Origin of the sequence: Streptomyces sp. NPDC046881 (genome assembly GCF_040645015.1) — a bacterium.
In the GTDB taxonomy this organism is placed as follows: domain Bacteria; phylum Actinomycetota; class Actinomycetes; order Streptomycetales; family Streptomycetaceae; genus Streptomyces.
Genome location: NZ_JBEYXJ010000001.1, coordinates 57999 through 84893, shown reverse-complemented (window position 1 = coordinate 84893; position 26895 = coordinate 57999). Strand labels below are relative to the sequence as shown.

Here is a 26895-nt window from a genome sequence, read left to right as displayed (position 1 = left end):
CCAGGACCCCCAGGCCCCTACCTTGATTCACGCGTCGGGAGCGACCGGCCGCTCCCGACGCGGTACGTGGGCTACGAACCGGCAGGCCAGAACTGTACGAGGTAGCGCTCGACTCCTGCGATGCTCTCCTCGCTCTCGGCCAAAGCCTTCACTTCAGCTCGGCCGGCGGAATAGGCACGCACGCGCCACAACCCGCCCGAGTGGGCCAGCCCGATCAGGTCATCGAGCCGGCCCAGGCTCATCGACCACACCGCGACCTGGCCGCTGACCGACTCGAAGTCCGCCTCCGCCTGCTCTTCCCAGGCTACGGCGTCCTGCACCGGCGCCGGCCCGTCCCATACCTCGACCGTGAGAGAGGCAGTGTGGGTATGGCCGGCGCTCGTGATGTCCAAGCGTCCGGGATGGGTGCTTAGGAAGGTGCCGAAGTCGAATTCGTCCGGGAACTCCAGATCGAGGAAGGCGTCGTCGGATTCCTGCAGCGCGAAGGCGTGATACCCCACGAACACCTCAACATGCTGCTCGCGGACAAGCTGTGGCACGAGGCGCCCCTCTCGAAGACCACTTGCTATCGCTCGTGATCATAGGCCCCTCAGTGTCTGGGCGGTCGACTTGGAGCCCGGTGAAATGCGCTTACCAGCGGTTGGCCGTGCCAGGATCCAATGGGTCCGCGACTTGGCCAATTTCGCGCAGCCGACGACGGTTCGTTCACCGGCAACGTCTCCATCCCGCGGGAATAGCACGTCGGTGTGCAACTCGCGATCGTCGCGGCTAGCGGACAGGCGCAAGACTCGGATCGGCAGGGGTGGCGTTCTTCACGGTGCGCCGGTAAGACCTCGTCTGCCTGGCAGGCGCCCTCAGCAGATCAGCCGCCTCGTGCGCGTAGCCGATCGCCACGCGCGGCGCGCTTCACATCACGCGGTGGGCCGCCGCCTCGTCCTCGTTCAGGCCGACGGCGGTCCGGCCCTCGGCATGGCGCAGAACCTTGGACAGCATCTCGTGGTCGGAGGCGCCGCGCAGGCCCCTCGAAGGGCGAGTGCAGGGCCGGCGACAGGGCCGGCCGCGCCCAGTGTGGGACGGCCGCGTCCCACACTGGGCATTTGCGGGTAGCGGCGCTCCCGCCCGCTTGCCGCCCAATCGTTCCGTCAGCGTCTCCTCCAGGCCGGGGCGCGAGCCGGCTACGCGGTCGAGTGCGATGGGGAACGCAGCGAGCAGCGCGAGGTCCGCATCGGCCACCTCAACGGTGGCGAGGTAGCCGCCGTCCCCGTCGTCGGTGCCCCGCAGCAGTGGCACGAGGGGCAGTTCTTCGATCTTTCCATCCGCCAACTCCCGCTTGCGGATTGCTAACGCACCGTGAGGCTGCGGTCACCGACGGGCGGGAAGCTCGCGTCGAGTACGGACACGAGCCTGTGGCTGCTGACCAGTGAGCGGGCCACCGCCTGCGCGGTCGGTCCTGGCCTCGCTGACGCGTACGTGATCCGCGGCCGCAATACAGCGAACGCCACCAGCGACTGGCGCAGTATGGGCTGAGTCCTCCGGGGGACACACAGGGATACCGCTGCAAAAAAGTCCTTACGAACGGTCAGCCACGTCCTGCACCGCAACATCATGCGTGAGTCCGGCGGCAACCCCAACGCCCAGAACAACCGGGACGCCAACGCTCAGAAGGACACCCCGTCCAAGGCCTGCTGCAGGTGATCGAACCCATGTTCAATGCCTACCAGGTCGGCAGAAGCGCCAACAGCCTCACCGACCCGGTCGCCAACATCACCGCGGCCGCCAACTACGCTGCGCACCGCTACGGCTCCATCGACGACGTCAACTTCGAGTGCCGAGCCACTCCCTGCCCACCACGCCGGGCTGCGCCGTGACGATCCGCACCCCGCACCTGCCCGTGAAAGTTGCAACCGGGCCCGGCCACACATGGGCTGCTGGTCGGCCCGGGGCGATGCTCTCGGCTGGGCCATGCCTGGCCGGTCAGGCCGCGAGTGTCTCGGCGGATCGATCGGGCGGCACGTCCGCTCGGGTGCTCACGGCTGGCGATGGTCCGTGCGGTGGCGGCTCGGTGGTATTCCCCACTGACGCGCGAAGGCCCGCGAGAATGCCGACACCGAGGTGTAGCCGACGCTGCCGGCCACGGCCGGCAGCGTGTCGGCGGTGTCGCGGAGGCGTCGGCCGGCCAGTTCCAGGCGCCAGCGGGTGAGGTAGGCCAGTGGTGGCTCGCCGATGAGGGCCGTGAAGCGCCGGGAGAGCGTGGCGCGGGAGACGCCGACCTGGTGTGCCAGTTCCTCGACGGTCCAGGGCCTGGCGGGGTCCTCGTGCAGCAGTGAGATCGCGGCAGCGACCTCCGGGTCGCGCAGGCCCAGGACCCAGGACGTGCCGTGCTCGCCCTGATCTGCGGTCCACCGGCGCAGGATGTGGACGAACAGCACATCGGTCAGCCGGTCGATGACGGTCTGGGAACCGGGCCGAAATGCGGCAAGTTCGGCTGTGAGCATCCGCAGGGTGTCGGTGAGTTCGGTCCGCTCGGGCACTTCGCCGTCGGCAGCGGGCAGCACCAGCACAGGTGGGAGTGCGAGCAGCGGGCGCGAGACGCGCCCGTCGAAGCGGTAACCGCCGCAGATGATCCGGGTTCGGGGGCCCGGGCCGGGGATGTGGATCTCCGATTCCCCGGGTCCGGGGCGCGCGACCACGAGGTCGTCGTAGGGGGTTGCCGGCCCGCTCGGGGCGCCGGACATCACGTGGTCGGTGCCGACGGGCAGCAGGACCAGGTCGCCGGTGGAGAGCCTGATCGGTTCGGCTCTTGGGCGGCGCAGCCAGCAGGAACCGCTGACGACGGTGTGGAAGACCGCGATCGGCAGCTTCGGGAACGCGATGCCCCAGGGCGCAGCCACGTCTACCCGGGCGAGCACGGTGCCCCCGACCTTGGCTGCGGTGAGGACATCCGCCAGAGCGTCCATGCCCACAGGGTAGTCGAACACCTGAGACGATCGGCAATGACCGTGCGCCTGAGAGGCATGGAGCGGCTCAATCAGCGTCCGTACCGTCGAGATGTCCGAACCTGCTCACTGTGAACGGAGTACTCCGTGCCCGGCACGAAGGTCATCCCCCTCCCGGTCCTCGGGAAGCGGAACGTCAACGCATATCTGCTGCTCGGCCGCCGGCCGGTCGTCGTCGACTCCGGTGTACCCGGCAGCGGCCGCAAGGTCTACGAACATGTAGCCGAGCAGGGGGTGGACCCGAACGACATCTCCGTGATCGTCGTCACCCACGGACACATCGACCACTTCGGCGGAGCCGCCGAACTGAGTCGTCTGACCGGGGCGCCGATCGCCGCGCACGTGGGCGATCTCGGGCAGTACACCAGCGGCCGGGTGCGCGAGCCCTACCTTCCGACCGGGAGCCTGGGCAAGCTTCTGGCCAGGCTCCCGCCCTTCCACGTCCGGGCGGAGCCGTTCACACCGCAGGTTCTCGTCCGCGGCGAGATGCCGCTGACGGACTACGGCATCGACGCACGCATCGTCCCCACCCCGGGCCACACCGCCGGGTCGGTGTCAGTCCTCACCGAGGCGGGCGACCTCGTCGCGGGAGACCTCATCGCGACACCGCTCCTGGGACTGCTGCCGCGCCTGCCCTGGAACCCGCCGTTCCACGACGATCCCCTCGCCAATCTGGCCAGCCTCCGGCGCATGCTCAACCTGGGTCCCGAGCGACTGCACGCGGGACATGGCGGCATGCTGGACCCCGACCGGGTACGGCGGTGGGTGGTGAAGGAGCAACGACGCCTTGAGCGGCTGGAGGCGAAGGGACGGCTGCGCGTCCGCGTGGGGGATGGCGTTTCCGGTGATGCCTGATAGGCCGTCACACCCCGGTTCCGTACCCGCCCTTGAAGCTACGAGCGGGGTGGGCAAGTGCGAACAGGCCTTCGTGGACCGGCTCCGCCCACCTGGTTTGCCGTGCACCTGCCCCGCCCGCGAGGCCCTCGGTGTGATCTGCGAGGTGGGCTCCTCCACCTCGGCCGCGCCGTGCAGCGAGATCCGCTCACGACCGCCGTCTGCCAGAGAGCAGCCGCGCCGCGCTACGCCATGCCGGGCCGGCTCCTCACCGGCTGCGGGTGTGGCGAGCACGTGCAGAACCCCGGGGCCTGCTTGCCGAGTCCGGCCGGGGACGTCACCCCTTAGGTTGGCCCCTTGCCGAGACGACGTCCACGGCTACGCTGATCGGGGCAGCCGACGATGAGCGAGAACGGGGGACATGTGAATCGACCGCTGCTGTTCCTCGACGTGGGCGGGCCGGTCAACCACTATGCGGCCAAGCCGTCGAAGCGTCCCGACGGCTACACCCCACTCAGAGTTCCCCGGGTCGGCGCCTATCCGGAGCACAGAGGTCTCTCGTCCCGGCGGCGCCCCCTGCGCATCTGGCTCAACCCCGACCAGGGCCGATTTCTGCTCCGGCTCGGTATCGAGCTGTGCTGGGCCACCACGTGGGACGACGAACAGAGCGAGCTGGACCAGACGTACGTGAACGCCCACCATCGAGGGCCCGGCCTTCTGCACCGCGTCAACCCTCGGGTCGCTCTGCAGGGGAACGACTTGCACACGCTCGCCGACTTCGCGCGATCCCTCGACACTCCGCGAGCCGTCGGCTGAGCAGGTCATCGCTCAGGGGGCTGTGTACTCCGAGCCACGATCATTGCGGTCACAGTTCTTAGGGACCTCGTACCAATGGGCACGAGCTCCAGTGACGACGACCGACGAGCACTCCCTGAGCGAACTCGAAGCCCCCAGGCGACTCTGCAACGACTGTCGGCGGCTGCACGGTGCACAGCCCCATCCGCGCCGCACCTGTGAAGGAGACCGATGAAGCAGATCAAGGAAATGAGCGAGCGCGAGTACTTCGCCTGCGTCGGCCAGCGTCCCGGCATGTTCGTCGGCACAGGCTCGTCGTTCCACCAGCTGACCGCATTCCTCACCGGCTACGACCAGCACGCGATGCGCCACGGGGGACAGGGACTCACAGGCTGGCACGAGTGGCTCGTCGCCCGTCGTGGCTGCAGCTGCAACCATGCCTGGCCTGGGCAGGTCCTGCATATCGCGCTCCCAGACGGTTGGAACAACATCGCCGACCTGCCACCCGAGGACGAGAAGCACGCCATCAAGGTCCTTTTCCAGCTTCTCGACGAGTTCACCGCCGAACGCGAGGCAGATGCTGACATTCAGAGCTCAGATTGAGTGGGATGCCGGCTGAGCCTCCGTCTCGCTCGATCCGAACGACCCCGGGTCTGCCAGGCCGTGAGCCGTGCTCTGGCCTGTGAGGAGCGGTCCGAGTACCTCCCGGACTCCTCATCGAGTCATGTCTGCCCGCCGGCCGGCAGCCCTGGCAGGGTGGACGGTACGGCGGAGGTCAAGGGGCTGGGGAGGGGGCAGGCATAATCCCACTCCCTGTCGTGTATGCGCTTCCAGACCTCGCTCCAGTCCGAGGGGCAGGGATCTGTCGGAGTCGGCACAGCGGACGACATCGTGGCGGACCCCGTACTCGTCGGTGGCCGGTACACGGGATGGCACTCAGCTTCGTACGCGCCGCCGGAGCACTCGACCTGCGACCTGCCGGAACACGCGGACACGCCGCACACGACGACTGCCACGACCACCGCCCCGACGGCCCCGCGCGCCCAGGACGCACGCCTTCTCACCATGACAGCCCCTCCGCGACGGCGCGACGCTGCATTGTGGCGCCGGAACGCCGGGTTCGGCACTCCCCGGACTCAGTCACACACGCAGAGCCTGATCGGAGCTGCACGCGGTGGTGGTGTCGGCTGCGAACTACTCGTAGGCCCCCGCCATCCGCAGCAGACGTGCGGCTGGGGCGGCAGTCCGCAGACGGCCAGGAGGCAGCCCTCGGCGCGCAGGCACCGGCGCAGGTGCACCAGCACGTTCAGTCCGCTCACGTCTGTAAGGGACAAGCCCGACAGGTCCAGGTGCAGATGGGGGCCGTGTGCAGCCGAGCGAGGCAGACCCGTACCGCGCCCTGGTCATCCGGGAATGACCTTTGGGGGCGGCGATGGGGCCTCTCACGAGCCAGGCTGGTTCCCTCGAGCTTCCACGCACCACCCCACGTCCACCAGCCCGCCTCCGTGAGCGGAGTACCGGCCGGGTGACGTCGTCGTCCTCGCCGCCGGGTCGACAGGCATGAGGTGCGTCGGGTGACCGCCTCGTGGGAACGCGTGGAGAGGACCGAGTGATGAGTACCTCAGAGGGGAACGACGCCGCGTAGGTGGACGAGCAGACGAAGGAGCGGTTCGCGGCGCAGCGGAACACCACCGCGCGACCCCGCCCGAGGTGCATGCCAAGGGCGACGACGACGCAACCGAGCCGCCGGCAGACGAGCCCCGGTCCTCCCAGGAAGAGACGGGGCAAGCGCGGCGACCCGGTCCCAGGCGTGCTGCTGGGCGCCGGCCGAGAGGTGCCGTCGGCCGTGGCCGGCCACGGGCGACGGTTTGCTGTCAGTGGCCGCCGCTCGGGGGCTCGCATCCGGTGCCGTCGGGGTAGCCGCCGAAGGCGTCCGCCTTCGTGGAATCTCTGCTCATCGCGCCCTCCACACACCAGGGAGAGGCGCCGATGTCGATGAGGAAGCCCACTCCGGCGGACCCGTCCTGATACGCCCGCACCTTGTCCGCCGAGTAGCCGAGGCCGGTGAGCGCGTCCCGGACGCTGTCCGGGGCGAAGTCGCCGCGCCGACGCAGTGGTTCGAGCGCGGTCTTGATACGCCCGACGGCGGCGAGTCCGTCGCATCGGCTCTTGCCGTGGAGCGGCAGGGGGTCTCTGAAACCGTGGTTCTCGGCGTAGTGGTCGGTCGGCGGCACGGTCGAGCCGGAGGTGGTCGCGGCCGTGGGAGGCGTCGGCCGGGGGCTCTCTCCGGGGCAGCGGTAGTCCTTCGCAGTACTCGGTGTCGATATGCCGGTCGGTGTCGGGTGCGTACGCCGATACGCCTCGGCGGGGTCATCCGCCCGCTGCGTCCCGCATCCCGCCGCCAGCAGCGCCACCGCTGCCCACGACAGCATCCCGAGCCCGGCTCTTGTCTTCCTCGATCTCGTCATGCCTTGATCCTTCACCACGGCCAAGAGTGCGTGATGAGTGCGCATACTCATCTCTCTTCAACCCGGCCCGGCCGAGCCGAACCAGCCGGCCGTCATGGCGAGCGGCGTCCTGCGCGCGCCTCTTCGGCGCGGTCAGAGCCCAACACGGTCTACAAGGACAGCGCCTCGCGCAGGTGACCGATGGCGAGCGCGCGTTCTCCCCGTGGCTCCGTCTCGCTGCCCACCTCTGCGCCCGGGACTGCCTGTTCCATCGGCTTGCTGGTCACGTCCCGCGTCCCTGGCCCGGCTGCCGTGCCCGGGTCGTACCATGTGCGCCGACCCGGCCGTCTCTTGCCGGCAGCCCCCTGGCCTGCCGCCCCGGCCCGCCTACAGCTGCCGCGCGCGGCCGACTCTGTTGCCGCGCAGTCTGCGATTGCGACTCCCCGTCATGCAGTGTGGGGCGGGGAGGTCATGGAGTGTGTGTGGGGGGAGCTGATCCGCGGCGCCGTTGATCTCGGGGAAGTCAGACCTGAACCGGGCCTCAACCCGATGAGTGAGCGGAGCACGGGGATGCTGACACCAGATGCGGTCGATGCCTTCGCATCCCTGCGGACGGGCCCGGTGAAGTCGCTTCGCCGGCGGGCATCCCCATTCCCCACGTCGTCAGCGGGATCCGGTGCATCCGGGTGGAGGGACGTCGCGATGCCCGCGCCGGTGAGGTACCGCTCGGCCGTCGGGCCGTGCGACGCCGCAGCGGCGTGTGGGAGTACCACCCGAGCGCGCAGCGTACGCACCGCGCCCGCGGCTCCGAGTCCGGTCACCGATTTCGACCGCCATCCCCGTCCGGCTCGCTGCCGCAGAGTGCCTACCCCGCACCTCGGCGGCCGGAAGGGCCTGCCGCAGGTCGCCGTCTGCCTGCATCCGCACGTGTTCAGGCCATGCCAGGAGGGCCGGACTGCCGCGATCCGGAGCCCTTGGTGATGGCATGGCGGGGTGTCAGTACGCCACGGTGAAGCGCTCGCCGGTGTGCTTGGGCTGTTCGATCTCGTCCAGCATCGCCACCGCGTAGTCCTCGGTGGAGATCCGACTCTCGCCGTCCGCGCCGATCAGCAGGTCCTCCAGACCCTCGCGGTACGAACCGGTGCGCTCGCCCGGGGCGATGGTGCCCGCCGGTGAGAGGTTGGTCCACCGCACGTCGGTGACTGTGCGCAGGAAGTCCAGCGCATCGCCGTGCGCGTGCATGATCTGCAGCAGGAACTCCGGCAGGCCCTCGGCGTCCCACACCTGCTTGCCGTCCGGGGTGCGCAGCGAGCCCGCGCCGCCCACCGTGACCAGACGCGGCGCGTCCCCGCCCAGCGTGCGCAGCCCGGCCACCAGTGCCTCGAAGGACGGTTTGATCAGCGCCTGGTGGCCCGGTCCGTCGCCACCGCCGACCGCGCTGACCACAACGTCCGTTCCCTTGGCGTGCTCAGCCACCGAGGCCGGGTCCAGCACGTCGCCGACCGCCACGGTCAGCGCCGGGTGTTCGACCGTCAGTTTGGCGCGGTCGCGCACCACCGCCGTGACCGAGTGCCCGCGGCGCAGCGCCTCGTCCAGGACACGCGAGCCGATAGTGCCGGTGGCGCCGTACAGGGTGATGGTGCTCATCGGGGACTGCCTCCTTTTTTTCCGTCCTTCACCGACCGTAAGGCGGTCCGGAGCCGGTGGGCATGGTGCCGGGCCGACGGAGAAGGGTGAAAAACCGTCAGCCGTGCGCGCGGGTCGGCTCCGCCGCCAGGTGCAGGCCGCCGATGACTTCTGCACTTCCACCCACGCCTCCCTGGGTCACCTTGCCGGCAGGCCCCGCAGTTGGCGTCATTCGGCCCCGACCGGCGCACGGCCGCCTGGCGCCCCCACCCCTGCCCGACCGGTCTGTGCCCGCGTGGCGTTGCTCGGTTCATGTCCATTTCCGCTCACGAGGCCATCTGCGGCAGCGGCCGCCCCGTGGTGGCTTGGCAGTGGAATTCACCGGCATCGACCACATCGGCGTCCGCTGGTAGGCAAGGTCCGGGGGCGGTGCCGTCGTGCCACGCTGAAGGAGTGCGAGCACCCCTCTTCCACGGACAGGGACCGCATCCTCAGCCATGCTCGCTGCCTTGCCGTACGGGTCACTGACCTGCAGCGTCGGCTCTTCGGGCGCGTCCTTATCGATGCCGGGACGTGCGGGCGCGTTCGGTCGGGCGAGCAGTTCCTTGTGCGGCGCGGACACGTCGTACACCGGGATGCAGACCACGCTGTTGGGGACGCCATGGCCTATTGAGCGGCGCGCCGAAGGGAATCCGCGGGCTGACCCGGAAGATGTCGCGTCACAGGAAGTGCCGGATCGGCGTGACGGCGGCTTCCTTGGCGCGCTGGAGTATGGCCCGCCGTCTCCATCGGGTGAGGTCGATGTCGACGCTGCGCTGCAGGTCCGCGTCGTAGTCTCGGTCGAGTTCGGCGGTGAACGTCTCGTCCAGAACGGCGAGCATGACCTCCTCGTCATGGTCCATGGACCGGCGGTTGAAATTGGTGGATCCGATCAGGGCGGCGACCGAGTCCACGGTGATGATCTTGGCGTGCATCATGGTCGGCTGGTACTGGCGGACATGCACGCCTGCTTCCAGCAGACGTGTGTAGTGGTGCTGGCCTGCGAGCTGGCAGGCGCGCTGGTCGGTGTGCGGGCCGGGAAGCAAGATCTCCACACGCACCCCTCGGCGGGCGGTCTGGCACAGCAGGTCGATGAAGTAGGTGTCGGGGGCGAAGTAGGCGGTGGCGAGGCGGAAGCGCTCCTCGGCGGAGGTGAGCATGACGCGGATGAGCGTCTGCATGTCCTGCCAGCCGATGCTGGCCGAGCCGCGTACGACCTGGACCACCGACGAGCCGGCCTGCGAGTGCTCGATGAAGCGGTCGCGATCGTCGTAGAGTTGGTCGTGGCACTCGGCCCAGTTCTGCGCGAACGCGGCCGCGATGCCGTCCACGGCTGGTCCGCGCACCTGAACGTGGGTGTCGCGCCATTCCCCGGGGTTGCGGGCGTCACCACACCATTCCTCGGCGATTCCGACGCCACCGGTGAAGGCGGCCTGCTCATCGACGATGAGAGCCTTGCGGTGGCAACGGTGGTTCTGCTTGAACGGCGACAGCCAGGCGGGCTTGCGGAACCAGGCCACCTGCACACCGGCCGCATCCATGAGATCCAGCAACCGCTGCTCGATCTCCTTGGCACCGAAGCCGTCCAGCAGCAGACGGACGCGCACTCCCGCCCGGGCGCGATCGGCGAGAGCGACGGCGAAGTCCCGGGCGATCTGACCACGCCAGTACACGAACGTCATCATGTCGATCGTGTACTGGGCCGACTGGATCGCTCTGAGCATCGCGGGGAAGATCTCGTCGCCGTTACGCAGGGGCAAGAGTTCGTTGCCTTCGGTGGCGGCCACACCGATCAGCCGCTCCAGACGGCGGCGCAGTCGTTGCTTGCGTGCTGCCGCGTCAGACGTGGTGACGAGCTCCGGGGCTGCCGGTTCACTGTCGAGGATCACGTCGTATCTCCCGTTCGACGATGAGGACGGATCGTTGCGGGCCGCTGGTAGAGCCCGAGAAGCAACATGCCCGGCGGGTACTGCCGCATGTCGGCGGACGCTCAATCCTCTCCGCCCGCGACTTGGGCAAGAGCCCTGACGAGTCTGCTGACCGATCACCGAGGCCGATCACCGAGGCCGATCACCGAGGCCGATCACAGCCTGAAACTGCAGCACGTCGTCGACTGCTCTGCGGCCGGCGGTCGCAGAGCTGCCGGAGGGCGCACGGCGATGGGTGCGCTGCTTCGCCTGTCGCCACTCTTCTCAGGTCATGGAAACGCGGGTGACGTGTGAAGGTGGCCGGCGCGGGGGAGTGGTGCCAATAACATCAGTACTCCCCCTGTTGCGATCAGGAAGGCATTGCTGCGCGATGGCCGATGACGCTTACCTGTTTCTCCTCCCTGACCGCCACCCGCTGCTGGGGGCGGCGATGGCCGCGGTCAGTCCCCTGGACTGCGCGGAAACTCCGGCCGTTCACGGCTGGCTCTCCGCCCACGGTGTGCAGGCCTCCTCGGATCAGGTCAGAATCCTGCCGGCCGGCGCGGAGATGCTCATCCCGGAGGACGCGGAACGGCTGCCCGTACCCCTAAATGAAGAGGAGGCGGTGCGCGTACAGCAGGAGTGCGCGCCTGCGTCCATCACCGACATGGAACGGCAGCTCCTGGACTTCCGGGACACGACCCAGGGCTGGGAAGCCCTCATTCACCGGGCGTTGAAAGCCGGTATCCCTGCACCCCGTATCGTCCAGCTCACCGGGCTGGATCCGCAGGAGATCGGTTGGCTGACCCGGACAAGAACCGAGAGCCCCGCGCAGTAAGCCAAGGCTGCCGGGTTGATCACCAGCGGATTCGCGCAGGCGGTCGCCGCGTCCAACTGGGATGTCAGCCGGAGCAGGCCAAGAGTGCCTCGGCCGTCTTGACCGGCCCCCCTTCGTCCGCCGGTCGGCGTGCCGTCCGCTGCAGTGCCGGCGAGACGGAAGTCGGTGTACGCCTGGGTCCCCTGCGGCGTTCGGGACACCGCAAAGTGACCCAGCCGGACCTGTCGGCGTCGTGGGAAGTCGAGCGGATGAGAGGCGTGGAGAGTCGGCGGTTCCTTCTGGCTGGATGGCTGCTGACGGGCGCGTGTGACGGGACCCCGTCCTGGATCAGACCGCCGACGCCATGGCCGGTCACATGCCGGTTGGCGTTCGCGTCGAGAACGAGCAGCGGACCGTGCGCCTCCACCCCGCCGCGCGCGGGGGTGTTCACCGGGGCGACCTTCACACCCGTACGGCGCGAGCCGCGCGACGCCCGCTCGGCACGCGGACGCGACACGGCGGCCGGTGCCCGAACTGCCGTCGGGGGAGCGGAGGGGGACGCCTCGCCGGAACGTCAGGTGCCACGCCTCTTGACGGCGTCGGAGGGCTCGCCATGGTCGTCGATGCCGCTGCTGCTGCGGACGCCGTAGCGGGCTGCGGCACCGTGGTGTCCCCCTGCGGAATACCGACGCTTTCGGCAGCGGGGTAAAGAGGTGGCGTGGCGAGCTGCTCCAACAGACGCCTGCACGTTCCACGTCGACGAGACCGCGCGTGCCGGCGTCGGGCCCCGGTAGGGCCACCGGGGCGGCCGCCCTGGATATGGACGGGGTCAGGGCAGGATCGAGTCCACGTAGCCGCCGTCGACCCGTAGCGCTCCCCCCGTGGTTGCGGAGGCGTGGGGCGAGCTGAGGTAGACGACCATGTTGGCGATCTCCTCAGGTTCGATGAGCCGTTGGATCAGGGACTGCGGCCGGTACTTGACCATGAACTCCCTCTGCGCCTCGTCCCAGCTCAGCTCGTCTCCGACGAGTTGCCGGACGAACTCCTCGACGCCGCCGGTGTGCGTGGGCCCGGCGATCACGGAGTTGACCGTGACGCCGCTGCCGGCGGCCTCCTTGGCGAATCCGCGGCTGACCGCCAGCAGGGACGTCTTCGTCATGCCGTAGTGGATCATCTCGGCGGGGATCACCACGGCGGAGTCGCTCGCGATGTTCAGGATGCGGCCCCATCCCCGCTCCCGCATGCCGGGCAGGCAGGCACGGATCAGCCGTACCGCGGACAGCACGTTGACCTCGAAATAGCGGACCCACTCGGCGTCCTCGATCTCCAGCGGCGGAGCGGCGCCGAAGATCCCGAGGTTGTTGACGAGGATGTCGACCGCAGGGACGGCGTCGAGAACGGCCCGGGCGCCCTCCGCCGTCGCCAGATCGCCGGCCGCGCCCACGACCTCCGCCGCGCCGGCCTCGGCACGGACCTCTTGCACGGCTTTCTCAACCGTCTCGTTGCGACGGCCGTTGACGACCACCCGCGCGCCGGCGCGGGCGAGGCCGACGGCGATGGCCTGGCCGATGCCCTGGGTGGAGCCGGTGACCAACGCGGTCCGGCCGGTCAGGTCGATCTGCACGGGAAACCTCCTCGAACGGATACGGGACGGGGGCTACGGCGCTCAGTTGAGCGTGTCGCGGTCCGGGGTCGGGCGTCACCGACTTCGGGATAACGATGTCACCGATCAGGTGCCAGAGCAGGACGACCTGCGGGACTCAGGTGATACTTCTCGACGACGTCCGCCACCGCCTGGTCGCCGAGGAGGGCTCCCTGGGCGAGCGGGCTCCACGCCACCGTGGCGATGCCGTGCCGCTCGTGGAAGGCGCGCAGTTCCTCCTACGGGAGGCCGGCGTGCAGAATACCGTCTTGCTTGCGTCCCAGCTGACGAAGACTGTCTCCGTCCGCGAGACCGCGACCCTGCGTGAGGTGGTACGGATCTCCCCAGTCAGGCTGCCGAAGGGGGCCCCGAGGATAAGGACTTCGACTACTTCTTTGATTGGGGCGGCCACCTCGTAGCGGTCTCGGGCACCACGATTCAGCAGTGGGACGTGCACACCGGGAAACAACCTGCGCGCCTCGCCACCAAGACGACCGTCAGCCCCTACCCGGCGGCGAACCGAGTGGCTGTGCTCACCTTGGGGGATCCGATCGTGCGGATCGTCGACCTCGCCACGGGACGTACCACCTCAACCGTCAAGACGGCCGATGACGCAATGCACATCCAGTTCGACCGCAGCGGCCGCTACTTCGCGCTGGTACGCGGCACGTCCGCCTTCGAGCTGTGGCTGCGTGAGCCGCTGCGCAAGGAACTGGGGCCGCTGCGCAGTTTCGCCGAGCAGCCCGGCACCCCGGTGGCAGCCCGCTTCCTGGAGAGCAAGGGCCGTTTCCTGCTGGCTGCCAGCAGCACTGTGCAGATACGCCAAGAGGTGCACGATGAGCCGCTTCTGCTCTCGCAGTAACCTCCGCATGACGTCTCCGGCCGTGGTTCGCCTCGGACAAGCCGCCGACCGGTGAGGACACACCGTGCTGGACACCTGGCAGGGGCAGACACATGGACTGTGCGGAGACGGCGGCCGCGGCAGGACTGAACCCATAGGTGGCCCGAGATGTGCTCGTCACTACTGCGTGCCTTCCGTGGCCAGAGCGGAGCAGCCACCGAGCAGCGCGCGCCGACCACGACGCCCGGACCGCGACTTCGAGAAGGATCGGTAGGGAGGTGCCGGCGGGGCCCACGGGAGGGGCAGCCGGCCCGACCCTGACCGGGGGAGAGCGCGCTGGCCGGTGAGCCAGGTGGCCGTGCAGCTAGTCGCGCGTGCCGACGAAGCGCACCACTGGGCCCCGCTTCTGCTACCCGGCCGGGGCACCATCAACACAGCGGCAGACCGCGCCCAGCGTGGACGGTCCGGTTCGGTGACCGGGGGAGGGGCGTGGGTTGGCGTCGGGGGCCCTTCCAGGCGGGGCACGCCGTCCTTCTTATCCGCAGGACAGCGACGGCGTGGCACGTGCAATCGAGGCATGGGCCGCCGTCGTGGTGCGCCGCGCGACGATTCCGGGTGCTGCCCGGCCTGGACCGTGCGTGTCCTGTGCTCGTCCGCCGGGAGCGGCGAGATTCACATTTCGGCGAGGTCGCGGAGAGTCGAGCTTCCGGAACGAACGATCCAGGTCCCGCTGCCGGGCAGAGTCTCGTCTTGGAACGGACCCTGAGGTTCTCGCCGCCCGCGAGCGGATTCTTGCGGTGCTTGCGGAGGGCTCCGGCTCGTTCGACGCCGCCGCGTGGGCCTGTTGGGAGCGGAAGCGGCTCTGGCCCGTCGTGCGGTTGCCGTCCCGCGAGGGGCGCACGGGGGTGTGCTCCGAGGGGGGACTGGACGGTTGCTTCCTGTGCAGGTCCGAAGGCACGCGACAGCGTCTCGTATCAGTGCAGCATCAGCGATTGTCTTCAGCCAGTTGCACCGCATGCGCGTTCCAATACCTGGGATGAAGGCGGCCGTTACGACCAGGTAGTCGACCGCATGCACCCTTCGTTCATCTCATGTGGAGGGGCTGATTCCCGCTCGCATGAGGCGTGATTTCGAGGGCACGTCCGCGACCTTGTGCGAATCCCGTGACAGGTTGTGTGGGCTCGGTGACCAACGGGGTAGCCGGGTTCATTGGCCTCTCATGGGGGATCCATCCATGCACTCGCGTGCTTCGGGCATGCCGTCTCGGCGCGCCCGCAAGAGATCGATACGTCTGTCCGCGCTGGCTGTTGTGGCCTCCGCGGCCGTGGCCGCAGCGGCTCTGCCAGTCGGCGCCCAGCCCGCCTTCGCGGCGCCGAAGCTCGTCTCGGTCTGGGGCAAGAACGGCCCCGACTTCACGATGCCGCCGGTGAAGGTCGGCACGAACCGTCCGGTGAAGTCGCAGCCGTCGAAGAACCCGACAGACGACGTGTACCTGCCTTGGCTGCGTGAGCAGCGAGCCCACGCCAAGGGCCCCGCGTCCGGCGCGTCCGCCAGGAAGTCGAAGCCGGCCGATCCGGCGTCGGCCGCGTCGGTGCTGAACCTGGTGCCGGAGGGCCAGGGTGATGTGCCGTGGCACCGTTACACGACCTTCGCGATCACGGACGCGCTGACGGCGAAGATCGACTACTCGACCGGCAACCTGATGCTGACGGCGACGGACTTCGACATCGCCGGCGTGGGCCAGCGCCTGCGACTGGCCCGGACGTACAACTCGCTGGACGCGCCCTGGGGCAGGGTTTCGCAGCGCTGGTGGCAGCAGTACGAGCGCTACCTGTCGGTCTCCTCCACCGAGGTGATCTTCTACGACGCCTCGGGCGCAACGGTCCGCTTCAAGAAGAACAGCGACGGCTCGTTCGCCACCCCGAAGGGCTACTCGGAGGATCTGAAGAAGAACTCCGACGGCACCTACACGCTGACGAAGTGGAAGTCGGGCGTGAAGGAGACGTACAACGCGAACGGCTGCCTGACCAAGGTCACCGACCGCAACCACGGCACGATCACCGTCGACCAGCACGACGAGAACGGTGAGAACAAGGGCTTCAAGCTCACCGACACCCGCTCCGGCCGCTGGATCGACCTCTACAAGACCTACCCGTCGCAGTGGCAGGCCAAGGACAACACGGGCCGCACCGCCGTCTACAACCTCGACGCGGCCGGCAACCTGTCGGCGACGACCGACACCGAGGGCAAGACGGTGGCGTTCGGCTACGACACCTCGGGCCGGATCAACAAGATCACCACCGCCGAGGGCCGGGTGACGGTCTTCACCTACGACGACACCAACCGCGTCACCTCCATGCTCCGCGCCACCGGCTTCAATGCCTCCGGCAGCACCGGCCCGACCTGGACCTACGGCTACAGCGCCGACTCCCCGACCGCGGCCGGCACCACCACCGCCACGGACCCGGAGACGCACGCCACCACGTACGAGCACGACGGTGACGGGCAAGTCACCGACGTCACCGACGCGCTCCAACACCACCGTTCGACAAAGTTCGACGCCAACCACAACATCGACACCGCCACCGACGCGATGGGCTCGGGCACCACCCCCGGCAACACCACCGACTACGGGTTCGACGACCGCAACAACCTGGAGACCGTGAAGGCACCCACGGGCGGCACCACCGTCAACCACTGGCAGTCCATCGCCGGCGGAGACGTCCCCTCGGACTCCACCAACCCCGACGGCGAGAAGACCCAGTTCACGTACGACGCGGTGGGCAACACCACTTCCGTCGCACAGACGGGAAGCGGCGGTGGCAACGTCTCCTACGACTACAACCCCGCAACGCCCACCTGCGGCGGCTTCGAGGGCCAGCGCTGCAAGGCCAAGACGAAGATGACCGCCTCGAAGACGGTCACCACCGACTTCCACTACGACGCCAAGGGCAACCTGGACACGGTCACGCCTCCGGCGCCGCTGGACAAGACGACGTACACCTACGACGACCTCGGCCGCACCAAGTCCGTCACCGACGTCCGCGGCGTGACCGTCACCTACACGTATGACAACCTTGACCGCATCCGCACCGTCACCTCACCGAACACGGTGAAGGTCGAGTACTGGTACGACGGCGACGGCAACCTGGTCCAGCGCTCGGACGGCACCGGAACGGTGAAGTACCAGTTCGACCCGCTCCAGCGGGAAACCGTCCGCACGCTCCAGGACACCTCCCAGACGCTGCTGGCCTACACCCCGGCCGGCAACGTGGACTACTACCAGGACCCGGCCGGCAAGGTCGACTACGCCTGGAACGAGGTCAACAAGCTCAGGGAGCTCAAAGATCCGCAGGGCCGCGTGACGACGTACGCGTACGACAAGAACGACGTGCGCACCACGACCACCTACCCCGGCGGGACGGTCCAGAAGGTCGACGCCGACGCCTCCAGCCGCCCGAAGAACATCAAGGTGACCTCCGCCCAGGGCACCCTGGTCGACCTGGACTACACCTACAACTACGGCTCCGACGGCAAGAGTGACGGCAGCAAAATCCGCACCAGCACGGACAATGTGAGCGGGCTGAAGCGCACGTACTCCTACGACGGTGCGGGCCGCTTCTCCTACGCCAAGGAGGAGAAGGCCGGCAGCATCACCGACTCCTGGCAGTACTGCTACGACCTGGCCGGAAACCTCACCTCCCAGGGAGCAGACCAAGGCTGCCCGCGCGGCACCACCTACACCTACAACGACGCCCAGGAACTGACCTCCAAGTCCAGCACCAGCGGCGCCTGGTCCTACGACAAGATTGGCAACGAAACCGCCGGTGCCTCCACCGACGACTACCTGCGCACCGGCGAGCAGTGGACCGACCACTCCCAGATGTCGTCCATCGCCGTGAACGGCAAGACCTACGCGGGACAGTACGGTTCCACTGACCAGAGCGAGCGGATCAGACTCGGCGACACCTACTTCCACAACGGCCCGCTCGGCCTGTCCGCCAAGACGACGGCCGGCACGGACATGGGCTTCAACCGGGAACCCGGGGGCACCCTCAATTCCATGACGACCGGGGGCAAGACCTACTACTACCTCACCGACGCGCTCGGCTCGGTGATCGCCCTCGCGGACATCGACGGCAACAAGGTCGACAGCTACGCCTACAGCCCCCGGGGCGTGCGCATCCTGGCCCAGTCCACCGAACCGGTCGCCCAGCCCTACCGTTTCGCCGGCAACTACCAGGATCCCACGGGCCTCTACCACCTGCAGGCCCGATACTACGACCCCAACATAGGCCGCTTCACGCAGCCCGACCCCTCCGGCCGAGAACAAAACCCCTACCTCTACGCTGCCGGCGACCCCGTCAACCGCATCGACCCCACCGGAACCTCGTTCATGAGTTTCGCGGAGTCTGCGTCCAAGAAGGTCGGCTTTGCGTCCGACGTCGTCAGCATCGGGCAGATCGCCAGTCAGGTCTCCCAGGGACAGTGGAAGGAGGCGGCTGGTACGGCACTTTCATTCGCCGCGGACAAAGGCTTCACGGCGGGCTGCCTATACATCACCGGCGGTACCGCGGCCCCTGTGTGCGCGTTCGGTGGGACGGCCGCGGGAAACGCAACCCAGGAAATCTATGATCGAGCCACCTCGTGAGGTGAAATGAACCACGTGACAATGGCCTACAAGGGATGGCCGTCCGGAACGCCGATCTCAGTTCTGGTGGTCGTCATCGTAGTCGTCCTCGCAGTCGCAGCCGTGATAGGGCGCACAAAACGCAAATAGGATTCTCATGGCACAGGTGTATCCGTGGATCCACCTGACCGACATCCGGCACCATGGCAACCACGTCGGCATCCCGACGCGACGACAGCGGGGCCGGACAGGACCATCCTGCCCGGCCCCGCTGCCCGTTCCCGGACGCGGAAACGCAAGCGCTGCGGCCGCAAGCCGCGATGCAACACGACCACCTCGCCGGCTACCGGCTGGGCCTTCACCATCACCATGTGCGACGCCCGCACCGTCGGCCGGCTCGCCGCGGATCGGACCGCCGGACTCGACGCCCTGGGCATGATCTGAGACAAGCACCCGCCTGGCGCGCCCACCTAGCCGCCGCGTCCGACTACCACAGCGCCCGCGGCCACCCCCCGCCCCGCCCCCGTCAGAGCCCGGCTCGCCGTGCAACGCCACCTCGCCTCCACGTACGAGCTGACCAGTACCCGCACGGACGCCCTCACCGCCCTCGATGCCGACCGGCGCATCCCACACGGAGCGGACCGACCCCGCAACTACCACCGATTACGCATTGGCCTCGCCTCCGGCACCGCCCCGCCGCCCTCACCCGGCCGATGCGGCGGGGCTGGTCGACTGGCAGGATTCCCGAGCCTGCCGACCAGGCCGGTCACCGGCGAAGGCGCGGCAGCCGTGGCGCCCGCCCGCCCGCCTTCGCCCCGATCGACTACCGCGGCCGCCATGCCGTGGAGTGCGGTATCAACCGCCTCGAACGCCACCGGGCGGCAGCCACCCGGCTCGATGCGCTTGCCGTCCACTACGTGGCCACCGTCCACGTCACCGCCATAGACGAATGGCTCCGCCTACTTCCGAACACGACCTAGTGACCTGAGTTAGAGATTCTTCGTCAGATCGGCGGCCGTCAGCCGGAAGCCGTGCGGCCGCCAGGTTAGGCCCGGCCTGCTGGAATCCGGTCTTCGGCACTTCGGGCAGCTCGCGAGAACTACCCGAAAATCTCCGACTCAGGTCACTAGATCAGTTCTGGCAGGTGCGTCGCGGCAGGGTAGGAGACCGGTGGTGAGGTAGTGGTAGACGGCCTCGTCGATGCACGTGTTCTTCGGTGCGAAAAGACCCGCCCAGACGGTGTGCCGGAAGGCACCGCGCAAGGTGATCAGACGGAAGTTCTCCAGATTGCGATGGGCAGCCAACTGGCCATGGTGACTTGAGCTGCTGCGGAAATCTGTCCTCCGGCGACCACGCGCCCGATCGGATCCCCCGATACCGGTGGTCGTAGGGCGTTGGACAGTGCGGCGTCCGACGGCCGACCGCCAAGACGCTCCCGTTTGAGCGCGCCCACCCGCCGCAGGTCAACGAAGAAGTCCGGCGTCTTGCTCATCGCCCACCCGGGTGCACGGAACAGACAACGCCGGACACCCAAAACTGGGTGAGAGCACAGAGCCCGGGTGCAGAGCGACGGGGGCTCCCGAGCCATGGTGTTCGAGTCCCACACGCCCGCCTTCACGACCACCAGCTCCGCCTGTTAGCGTCGCCTTGGAGGCTCGTACGTGCCTGCCCCGGACGAGATGTGCGCCGTACCCGGCCCGCCAAGACGACGCACTCAAGGAGACGTCATGGGTGCCCGCACTTCTCTGATCGACTTTACCCGATCGACCCCCAGCCCTCGTGGACTGGATGTCCGGTGGATCCATGGCTCGCCCTCGGCCAAGCACAACACTGACCCGGACATCCAGGTCCACACCTACGACGAGCACACGTTCATTCTGCGGCAGAACATGGCGATTGACTACGAGGCGCCGTTCCTGTTTCTGCTCTTCGGTAACGAGCGGGCGGTGCTGATCGACACAGGAGCGACCGCATCCGCCGAGTTCTTCCCACTTCGCCAGGTGGTCGATGAGCTCATGGAGTCCTGGCTCGATCGCTACCCCCGACACGGGTACCAGTTGCTGGTGCTGCACACCCATCCGCATGGCGACCACGTCGCCGGCGATGGCCAATTCACTGATCGTCCCGACACCACGGTGATCGGCGCGGAGCTGACCAGCGCCTGGCCGTACTTCGGATTTGCCGATCATCCCGATGCCGTGGCGCAGGTCGACCTCGGGGGCCGGGTGCTGGAATGCCTGGCCACCCCGGGCCACCACGAAGCGGCCGTCACGTTCTACGACGCGTGGACCGGGTTCCTCCTCACCGGTGACACGGTCTACCCCGGCCGCCTGTACATCAAGGACTGGCAGGCATTCAGCCGGACGATCGATCGCTTGATCGACTTCTGTGACCAACGGAATGTCACCCACGTACTCGGCTGCCATATCGAGATGACCCGGCAGCCGGGCGTGGACTACCCGATCCGTACCCTCTATCAGCCCGACGAGCCCCCACTGCAGCTGACCACCGGCCACCTGCATGAGATCCGCGCAGCGCTGAAGGAGATCGGTGATCAACCCAGCCGGCGCGCCTTCCCACTGTTCATCCTGTGCCCTGACGCATGAGCGGTACCGACAGGACAGGGTCCGTCCCGGCTCCCGGATGCGTTGCCTGCAGGCCGACAAGAGGTGCCGCCGGGCGAAATGCGGGTTATTCGTGGCCTGGCTGCACCAGTTCAAACGGCTTCGCACCTGTGATGAAGGAAGCGCTGATTTCCGCCAGAGCTTTCTCGAACCGGCCTGCAGCCTCCCTGCGGACCGCAGGTCCTCATCCGTGACGTCGAAGGATCCTGCAGGCTCAGCCCGTGCGAGCGCAGCCGCCAGAGGCCGAAGACTTCGCTCCCGTCGGCTGGGAAGAACAAGGCCTCGTGCCATACGCCGTCGTCCCCCAGAGCCCGTGGCTGAAGGGATGGTTCCCTGGGGCTGCCAGCGTCTCTGCAGGACGGCGTTCCGTAACGATCGGTGAGTCCGCCGGGGGAGCAGCGCCCGCTCGCCCGGTGGTGCACGCCGGCGTGTCCGCTTCGAGCGACCCCTGGGTGCTGGGGAGGTCCATCTGATCGGCGACGCCTATCTACCGATCATGAGAGGCGATCCGCCGATGGCGCAGGTGATCTGTGAGGACGAGGTGGCGGACCTGGTGATCGCACAGATGCTCTCGGCTGGGGTTGCTGTGGTCGACCGCTCATGACCCATCCGGGCCGTCTCGGGGCCGTCGAAGGGGCGCAACAACTTCTCCGTGCACCGCCCCGCACTATGCGCCCCAGGCTCAACGGCTTGTCGACTCATCGCCGCTACGCAGTTGGTCATCACCGGCCACCGCCGCATCCTGCGCCTCGAGAAGCGCTCGGAGTCGTGGAACCCGGCGCTCACCCGGCGCGTTTCCGGGACCCACCAAGACCCAGGCGTCCGAATTATCACGATGTGGGTGATGTCTTGAAATGGCCGCCATTCTACAAAAAATCTTTGCTCCTTGATCGCGTTCTGCTTAGTGTCCCCCCTCGTGCCGATCTTCTATGTCCGGCACAGACCTGTAAGGGGGAAGATCAGAGTGAGACGAGTCAAAATCGCCATGGGTGCGGCGGCAACCGCGGCCGTGCTCGGCGCCCTCGCCGTTCCGGCAGCTGCCACGACCAGCAGTGAAGCCGGACCGGCCGCAGCCAACCCGGCATACAAGATTCTCAAGCACCTCGACTACTCGGGCCCCGGCAAGGCTTCGTTGCGCGTTGGCTACTACGACCGCGCACGAGACAAGGGCTTCGGCTGGAACAAGGTCAAGAAGAAGCACAACATCACGAAATACTCCGCGGTCGAGTACATCGCGAAGTCCCCGAACCGCGACCGCGTCGGGAACACGACGACGTATCACATGACCGGATACGCGGGTAAGTACCGGTGCCGGAACGGCGTGTGCACTCTCGTCAAGCAGTACAAGATGATCCTCTCGGTCAACGAGAAGGTGCAGCGTGACGGCCAGGACAAGGGCGTGATCACCATGTACTGCGTGGGCGTCGTCCGGTGCCCGAACTGGGTCAGTACGGCCCTGGCCAAGGAGAACAGGTCCCTCGCCGCCGACGACGAGGGAACCATCGTGGAGGAGGATGCTCCCGACAACAGTGAGGCTCCCGAGGGCGAGGTCGTGGACGAGGCCGACGCCGTGGACGAGAACACGCCGGTGGATCCGAGTGCTCCCGCGGCCTGGGGCGACACCTCGGATGGCACCGAGGCGTACCTGGGCTCCTACGAGCCCCTGGTGAACTCAATGTCCAGCGCGGCCCTGACAGCCACACGAACTGCTTCCGGCAACGAGAAGCTGTCTGCCGCGTACAGTCCCCTCAAGTGGACCATTCCGGCGTCCACCGCTGAGGACCGGTACCGCTACGTCGGGTCCTACTCCCGACTGCGGTAAGGCCTTCCAGCCAGCAGCTCGGCCGCCTCCGGCCCGCCAGTCGGCCGGCGGCGGCGCTCCGCCCCCCAGGAAGGGGAATTCGTGACCGATCCGGACAGTGAGTTTCTCACCCATGCGTCAGAAGTCGCCTTCGACCTCGGCAGCGACCGCTTCCGCGTCACCGCGCTCACGCTCCGGTCCCGCACCATTGCGTTCACTGAGATCAGCGGCTTGTCGGCACCGCCCGTCTACTTCGAGGGTGAGCCGCCCGCCACCGGGCGAGAGGCGCGTCGCACATACGACTGGCAGCCGGCCGCCGACGCGCCCTCCTGGATGAACATGGCTTGGCTGCTGGAGGACCTGGCGGCTTGGGTCGGTCAGATGGCCGAGGACGGCATCACACTGGTCGGCCTCGAGGCGCCGGAGCCGGACTGGTGTGATGTGCTGGTCCTCGATGGCGACAGCCGCTATCGAGTCCGGATCGCGCTGGCCGATCGAGACGAGGTCTTGGACTTCCCCGGAATGTTTCTGCGGGAGATGTTCGCTGAGGGCCGTTATCGCACTTACTTGACAGAGGACCGGTCGGTAGTCGACCTGCGCGGTGTTCTCTGAGACCCCTACAGCTCAAGACAGCGTGGCGGGTCGGCCTGTCGACAGGTGAGCGAGACACCGTCGGCCTCATAGCGCGAGGTCAGGCGCGGCCGACTGCCCGGGGACCGGTTCGTCAGGTTCCAGGCGGCCTGAACGCATCGGGTCGCCGGATGCGAGCAAGGCCGAGATGGTGTCACGAGCAGGGTAGGGGAATCCGACCTCTTGGGGAGTCGTACCCCGCAGGAAGTCCCCGGACCTCTCGTACAGGTGGACCAGCAGTGAGTAGTGCGCCATCTCGCGCTGGACATTTCTGTCCCAGTCGCTCAGCATTCGCGGGTTCGCAGTGGAGAGAGGAGACGGGGACGGCGTTGTATCCCTTCGTCACCTTGCTGAACATGCCTCCCAGAGCTGACCAGTTCGCGGACCCTCGCGGTGACAGTGGTCGGGCCCCGAGGGGGCTGCTCCCACGCCGTCGTCCGTGATGGCGATCAACAGCGTCCCCATTGTCTGTTCGACGGTCACGTCGGCCGTGTATGCCCGGGCGTGCTTGACCACGTTTGTCAGGGTCGCGGAGACCAGGAAATACGCAATCGCCTCGACGGTGGGCGACGGGCGCCGCCGCAGGTTCACCGACAGCCGCACCGGTATGGGCAGGCGGTGGCGACGCCGAAGAGGGCGGCGTCGAGCCCGCGGTCTTCCAAGACCGCGGGATGCAGGCCACGCACGAGGTCGTTCAGCTCGGGGAGGGCCACCTTCGCTTCGCGATGTGCCTCGTCGATCACCTTGCGGGCTTCCTCCGGCAGGTCGCCGAGGGTGGCCTTGGCGAGGCCGAGATTGATGGCGAGTGCCACCAGGCGCTGCTGTGCGCCGTCGTGCAGGTCGCGCTCGATCCGCCGCCGCTCGGCGTCGACCACGCCGGCGCGGCTCTCGGCGAGGTCCGCTACCCGTCGGGTCAGTTCCTCCTCGCGGCTCGGCCCGAGCAGCGCGTTCGCGGGGCGGGTGTCGACGCAGGCGAGTGCCCTCGCCAGCCAGGCGGTCGCGTAGAGCAGAACGACGCCAACGGCGGTGACGTACACCGCCCCACCTCGTACCCCGCGTTCTCCACCCGCCACTGCCACGGGATCACCCAGAGCCACACGTAGATCGATGCTGCGGCGGCTCCTGCCGCCCACAGATGATCGGTGGCGGTGCCCGTCTCGGAGACCTCGCCCGCAGCGGCCGCGGCTGGCCGGCGCTTGGTTGCTGTCGAGGGCCGGTCGTCGGTCAGTTGGTGAGGGCTTGGCGGAGGGTTTCGCGGCAGTCGATGACGGTGTCGACGCCGACGAGGCTGATGGTGCGCATGACGGAGTCGCCGACATCGGCCAGGCGCAGCCAGCCGCCGGCCTCGCTCAAGGCGCGGTGGGCGGCGAGGAAGATGTTGATGCCGCTGGAGTCCATGAACGTGACCTGGCGCATGTCGACCACGACGCAGGGGCGGGGACTGTCGGAGGCGTCCAGGGCTTGGCGGAGTGTGTCGCCGGTGTGGTGGTCGATCTCTCCGGCGAGGGAGAGTACGCGGATGCCGTCGGTGGCGCTGGTCACGACCGACAGCTGAACGGTCTGCCCAGCGTGTTCGGTGCCGGTCATTTTTCCCGTGGACATGCCGGTGATCCTGGCACACTCAGCGCCTGGCGCGCAGCGCCGCCCGGCAGGGGACGAGCGGCGCCGATCTGTGGCCGATCCGAAACAAAGGGCATGGCGTGATCCGCAGTCGCGCGGGTAGCCGCGCGGAGATTTTGCGGACGGAGAGCGGATGACGGTCGTGATGGAACCAGAGTCGGCGCCAGCAGGCGGCGCAGCGCCGGGCAGGCCGGTCATACAGGCCAGTGCTGCCCTGGTCGGGGACGGCGAGGACATTGCCCGGGCCCGCCACATCGCCGCCGCTTTTCTTACCCGGGTCCAGGGCGAGCACGGCATTCCGGTTTCGCAGCGTGCCCTCGACCTCACCCAGTTGGTGGTCAGTGAGCTGGTCACCAACGCCCGCAAGTACGCCCCCGGTCCGGTGCTGCTGGATCTGCGTGTCACCGGGGGAGTGGTGGAGGTCGCGGTGTGGGACTCCGACCCGGTGCTGCCCGTTGCCCGGGCCGCGGACGCCGGCCGGGTCGGACAGCACGGTCTGGAGATCGTGATGGCCGTCTCCCAGGGCTTCGAGGCGCAGCGCGAGCCGGTCGGCAAGCGCATCACAGCCCGTCTCGCCCTGGCCGACGACCCCGGCGACGCCCTGTGCGGGCGCCAGCCGCTGTAGCCCGGCCCGACGGCCCCGTCCGTCTCAGTCGGGCATGCGTGGCGGGCGAGGGTTGCTTGCAGCTCTCCCGGCAGAGGGCCAGGCCGCGCCCTGGGCGTGCTTGAAATTGGCTTTTGCAGGGCTTCGGCGAGAATGCTTGACGGTGCGGTGCGTCCCTTGGAGACCTCGGCCGGAGCGGCGGCGAGGGCAGTAGGCCGTTGCACCCACGGACATGTAAATGGTCGGTGGCACGGGCGCCGGCCAGCCAAAACCCTTCTGCAGGGCAGCGCGAAGTGGCGCGGCCCGCCGAGAACGGCCTGTCGCCCGACCGGGGCCGGATCCGTACCGGCGCGGGAGACGGCTGGATGAGTTCGCCGAGATGGCGAGGTGCGAGCCGGCCTTCGGCCACCGTGATCCGTAGAGGCTGTCGGTCCTGTTACCGCAGTCGCTCTCCGGCCTGGCGGACGGGTAGACGTCGGTCTTCCAGGCTGCGCCGGCGACCGGGGAGGCGACCGGTGTGATCTTGGAGACGTTGATGTCGGGGTCGGAGAACTGGATGCAGTACGCTCCCGTCGCCTTCTTCTCCACCTTGGCGATGCCTTCGCCCGGCCGACGCTGCCGTTGGCGTTGACCTGCACGGCGGCCTGCGCGTACGGGTCGGCGGCCTTGTCCGACACGTCGGCCACCGCGATGGCTGTCGTACCGGCCACGAGACTGAAGGCAGCAGCCGTCCGTGCAGCGATGCGGGCACGCTTGCTGTCGAGCACAGGAATCCTCCGCGGGAGCAATCGGAAGGAGTGATGCTCCGAGTGCACTTGACAGCGAACAGTGACGGCAATGGGTTTGCTCGCGGTCTACACGAAGGAGTCAAGACTCCCGTCAGAAACCCCCGGCAGAAGCGCGACCAGGGGTTTTTCGCGCTCAAGGCGCCGTTGTCCGCGCCGCTGGCCGCAGGCGCGAAGCGCAGCGCGAGCCGGCAAGCACACCCGTAACACGCCCCAGCGCACCCGTAGTCGCTGCTGCACGTCCTGAAGCCTGCTGC

21 protein-coding genes, 4 pseudogenes and 1 riboswitch are annotated in these 26895 nt (G+C 68.2%); of the genes and pseudogenes, 12 read left to right on the top strand and 13 right to left on the bottom strand.

The genetic code is table 11. The annotated features are described in order from the left end of the window. Positions 1 to 71: 71 nt before the first annotated feature. Both ABZ923_RS00370 and ABZ923_RS00365 read right to left on the bottom strand, forming a co-directional pair. Positions 72 to 539, bottom strand: coding sequence for a hypothetical protein (locus tag ABZ923_RS00370; protein WP_361464709.1), 468 nt, complete (start codon positions 537 to 539; stop codon positions 72 to 74). A 367-nt stretch (positions 540 to 906) separates the two neighbouring features. Then, positions 907 to 1323, bottom strand: coding sequence for a hypothetical protein (locus tag ABZ923_RS00365; protein WP_361464707.1), 417 nt, complete (start codon positions 1321 to 1323; stop codon positions 907 to 909). A 267-nt stretch (positions 1324 to 1590) separates the two neighbouring features. Between ABZ923_RS00365 and ABZ923_RS00360 the strand changes: the two are divergent. After that, positions 1591 to 1868: pseudogene (locus tag ABZ923_RS00360) on the top strand (transglycosylase SLT domain-containing protein); the annotation flags it as partial. 159 nt (positions 1869 to 2027) lie between these two features. Here the strand turns inward: ABZ923_RS00360 and ABZ923_RS00355 are convergent. Then, positions 2028 to 2957 carry an AraC family transcriptional regulator gene (locus ABZ923_RS00355; protein WP_361464704.1) on the bottom strand — a complete coding sequence of 310 codons (930 nt, stop codon included), beginning with the start codon at positions 2955 to 2957 and terminating at the stop codon, positions 2028 to 2030. A 126-nt stretch (positions 2958 to 3083) separates the two neighbouring features. On the opposite strand from ABZ923_RS00355, the gene ABZ923_RS00350 reads away from it, so the two are divergent. The 3 genes from ABZ923_RS00350 (at position 3084) to ABZ923_RS00340 (ending at position 5228) form a co-directional block, all read left to right on the top strand. Next, the gene (locus ABZ923_RS00350; RefSeq protein WP_361464701.1) at positions 3084 to 3851 is read left to right on the top strand and encodes an MBL fold metallo-hydrolase; all 768 of its coding nucleotides are present in this window, start codon (positions 3084 to 3086) and stop codon (positions 3849 to 3851) included. Positions 3852 to 4253: 402 nt separating this feature from the next. Then, positions 4254 to 4646, top strand: a complete 393-nt coding sequence (locus tag ABZ923_RS00345) for a hypothetical protein (protein WP_361465240.1) — start codon at positions 4254 to 4256, stop codon at positions 4644 to 4646. A 210-nt stretch (positions 4647 to 4856) separates the two neighbouring features. Beyond that, positions 4857 to 5228: a hypothetical protein gene (locus ABZ923_RS00340; protein WP_361464698.1), complete on the top strand. Its 372-nt coding sequence runs from the start codon at positions 4857 to 4859 to the stop codon at positions 5226 to 5228. Between the two features lie 533 nt (positions 5229 to 5761). On the opposite strand, the gene ABZ923_RS00335 is transcribed toward ABZ923_RS00340, so the two are convergent. From ABZ923_RS00335 to ABZ923_RS00320, 4 genes are all read right to left on the bottom strand, one after another. Further along, entirely contained in the window at positions 5762 to 6010 is a 249-nt protein-coding gene (locus ABZ923_RS00335) for an STAS domain-containing protein (RefSeq protein ID WP_361465238.1), read from the bottom strand. A 489-nt stretch (positions 6011 to 6499) separates the two neighbouring features. Then, positions 6500 to 7093, bottom strand: a complete 594-nt coding sequence (locus tag ABZ923_RS00330) for a hypothetical protein (RefSeq protein WP_361464695.1) — start codon at positions 7091 to 7093, stop codon at positions 6500 to 6502. Between the two features lie 975 nt (positions 7094 to 8068). Next, entirely contained in the window at positions 8069 to 8719 is a 651-nt protein-coding gene (locus ABZ923_RS00325; protein ID WP_361464694.1) for an NAD(P)H-binding protein, read from the bottom strand. A 698-nt stretch (positions 8720 to 9417) separates the two neighbouring features. After that, complete coding sequence (locus ABZ923_RS00320; RefSeq protein WP_361464691.1) at positions 9418 to 10626, bottom strand: phospholipase D-like domain-containing protein; 1209 nt, start codon at positions 10624 to 10626, stop codon at positions 9418 to 9420. A gap of 409 nt (positions 10627 to 11035) precedes the next feature. On the opposite strand from ABZ923_RS00320, the gene ABZ923_RS00315 reads away from it, so the two are divergent. After that, on the top strand, positions 11036 to 11482 hold the full coding sequence (locus ABZ923_RS00315) for a DUF6003 family protein (RefSeq protein ID WP_361464689.1): 447 nt from the start codon (positions 11036 to 11038) through the stop codon (positions 11480 to 11482). An 808-nt stretch (positions 11483 to 12290) separates the two neighbouring features. Here the strand turns inward: ABZ923_RS00315 and ABZ923_RS00310 are convergent. Together ABZ923_RS00310 and ABZ923_RS00305 are read right to left on the bottom strand one after the other, a co-directional pair. Then, complete coding sequence (locus ABZ923_RS00310) at positions 12291 to 13085, bottom strand: SDR family oxidoreductase (protein ID WP_361464688.1); 795 nt, start codon at positions 13083 to 13085, stop codon at positions 12291 to 12293. A gap of 67 nt (positions 13086 to 13152) precedes the next feature. Next, positions 13153 to 13363, bottom strand: a pseudogene (locus ABZ923_RS00305) (aldo/keto reductase); the annotation flags it as partial. Positions 13364 to 13554: 191 nt separating this feature from the next. Between ABZ923_RS00305 and ABZ923_RS00300 the strand changes: the two are divergent. Further along, a complete protein-coding gene (locus tag ABZ923_RS00300) occupies positions 13555 to 13965 on the top strand; it encodes a hypothetical protein (protein WP_361464685.1) in 411 nt (136 codons plus the stop codon). A gap of 1234 nt (positions 13966 to 15199) precedes the next feature. After that, positions 15200 to 18595: an RHS repeat-associated core domain-containing protein gene (locus tag ABZ923_RS00295; RefSeq protein WP_361464683.1), complete on the top strand. Its 3396-nt coding sequence runs from the start codon at positions 15200 to 15202 to the stop codon at positions 18593 to 18595. A gap of 1097 nt (positions 18596 to 19692) precedes the next feature. Here ABZ923_RS00295 and ABZ923_RS00290 read toward each other — a convergent pair. Next, a complete protein-coding gene (locus tag ABZ923_RS00290; RefSeq protein WP_361465235.1) occupies positions 19693 to 19836 on the bottom strand; it encodes a hypothetical protein in 144 nt (47 codons plus the stop codon). Positions 19837 to 19841: 5 nt separating this feature from the next. Continuing rightward, positions 19842 to 20066 (bottom strand): hypothetical protein, encoded by a 225-nt coding sequence (locus ABZ923_RS00285; protein ID WP_361465269.1) that lies wholly within the window; start codon positions 20064 to 20066, stop codon positions 19842 to 19844. Positions 20067 to 20221: 155 nt separating this feature from the next. Then, a riboswitch (guanidine-III (ykkC-III) riboswitch) is annotated at positions 20222 to 20289 on the top strand. A gap of 12 nt (positions 20290 to 20301) precedes the next feature. Here ABZ923_RS00285 and ABZ923_RS00280 point away from each other — a divergent pair. The 4 genes and pseudogenes from ABZ923_RS00280 to ABZ923_RS00265 all read left to right on the top strand — a co-directional run bounded on the left by ABZ923_RS00280 (position 20302) and on the right by ABZ923_RS00265 (position 23611). After that, positions 20302 to 21180 (top strand): MBL fold metallo-hydrolase, encoded by an 879-nt coding sequence (locus ABZ923_RS00280; RefSeq protein WP_361464681.1) that lies wholly within the window; start codon positions 20302 to 20304, stop codon positions 21178 to 21180. Positions 21181 to 21274: 94 nt separating this feature from the next. Then, a pseudogene (locus tag ABZ923_RS00275) lies at positions 21275 to 21364 on the top strand (IS5/IS1182 family transposase); the annotation flags it as partial. Positions 21365 to 22114: 750 nt separating this feature from the next. Continuing rightward, positions 22115 to 23020: a hypothetical protein gene (locus ABZ923_RS00270; RefSeq protein WP_361464679.1), complete on the top strand. Its 906-nt coding sequence runs from the start codon at positions 22115 to 22117 to the stop codon at positions 23018 to 23020. An 81-nt stretch (positions 23021 to 23101) separates the two neighbouring features. After that, positions 23102 to 23611 carry a hypothetical protein gene (locus ABZ923_RS00265; protein WP_361464678.1) on the top strand — a complete coding sequence of 170 codons (510 nt, stop codon included), beginning with the start codon at positions 23102 to 23104 and terminating at the stop codon, positions 23609 to 23611. A gap of 429 nt (positions 23612 to 24040) precedes the next feature. Here ABZ923_RS00265 and ABZ923_RS00260 read toward each other — a convergent pair. Together ABZ923_RS00260 and ABZ923_RS00255 are read right to left on the bottom strand one after the other, a co-directional pair. Beyond that, positions 24041 to 24764 (bottom strand): annotated as a pseudogene (locus tag ABZ923_RS00260) (histidine kinase); the annotation flags it as partial. An 89-nt stretch (positions 24765 to 24853) separates the two neighbouring features. Then, positions 24854 to 25231, bottom strand: a complete 378-nt coding sequence (locus ABZ923_RS00255; RefSeq protein WP_361464675.1) for an STAS domain-containing protein — start codon at positions 25229 to 25231, stop codon at positions 24854 to 24856. 151 nt (positions 25232 to 25382) lie between these two features. Here ABZ923_RS00255 and ABZ923_RS00250 point away from each other — a divergent pair, with 151 nt between their 5' ends. Then, complete coding sequence (locus ABZ923_RS00250) at positions 25383 to 25874, top strand: ATP-binding protein (RefSeq protein WP_361464672.1); 492 nt, start codon at positions 25383 to 25385, stop codon at positions 25872 to 25874. The last annotated feature ends 1021 nt before the right edge of the window (positions 25875 to 26895 follow it).

Excerpts from the sequence above, each read along its gene's own strand:
- ABZ923_RS00340 (WP_361464698.1), top strand. The coding sequence starts at position 4,857 with ATGAAGCAGATCAAGGAAATGAGCGAGCGCGAGTACTTCGCCTGCGTC.
- ABZ923_RS00250 (WP_361464672.1), top strand. The coding sequence starts at position 25,383 with ATGACGGTCGTGATGGAACCAGAGTCGGCGCCAGCAGGCGGCGCAGCG.
- ABZ923_RS00280 (WP_361464681.1), top strand. The coding sequence starts at position 20,302 with ATGGGTGCCCGCACTTCTCTGATCGACTTTACCCGATCGACCCCCAGC.
- ABZ923_RS00330 (WP_361464695.1), bottom strand. The coding sequence starts at position 7,093 with ATGACGAGATCGAGGAAGACAAGAGCCGGGCTCGGGATGCTGTCGTGG.
- ABZ923_RS00255 (WP_361464675.1), bottom strand. The coding sequence starts at position 25,231 with ATGTCCACGGGAAAAATGACCGGCACCGAACACGCTGGGCAGACCGTT.
- ABZ923_RS00295 (WP_361464683.1), top strand. The coding sequence starts at position 15,200 with ATGCCGTCTCGGCGCGCCCGCAAGAGATCGATACGTCTGTCCGCGCTG.
- ABZ923_RS00285 (WP_361465269.1), bottom strand. The coding sequence starts at position 20,066 with ATGAGCAAGACGCCGGACTTCTTCGTTGACCTGCGGCGGGTGGGCGCG.
- ABZ923_RS00315 (WP_361464689.1), top strand. The coding sequence starts at position 11,036 with ATGGCCGATGACGCTTACCTGTTTCTCCTCCCTGACCGCCACCCGCTG.
- ABZ923_RS00355 (WP_361464704.1), bottom strand. The coding sequence starts at position 2,957 with ATGGACGCTCTGGCGGATGTCCTCACCGCAGCCAAGGTCGGGGGCACC.
- ABZ923_RS00325 (WP_361464694.1), bottom strand. The coding sequence starts at position 8,719 with ATGAGCACCATCACCCTGTACGGCGCCACCGGCACTATCGGCTCGCGT.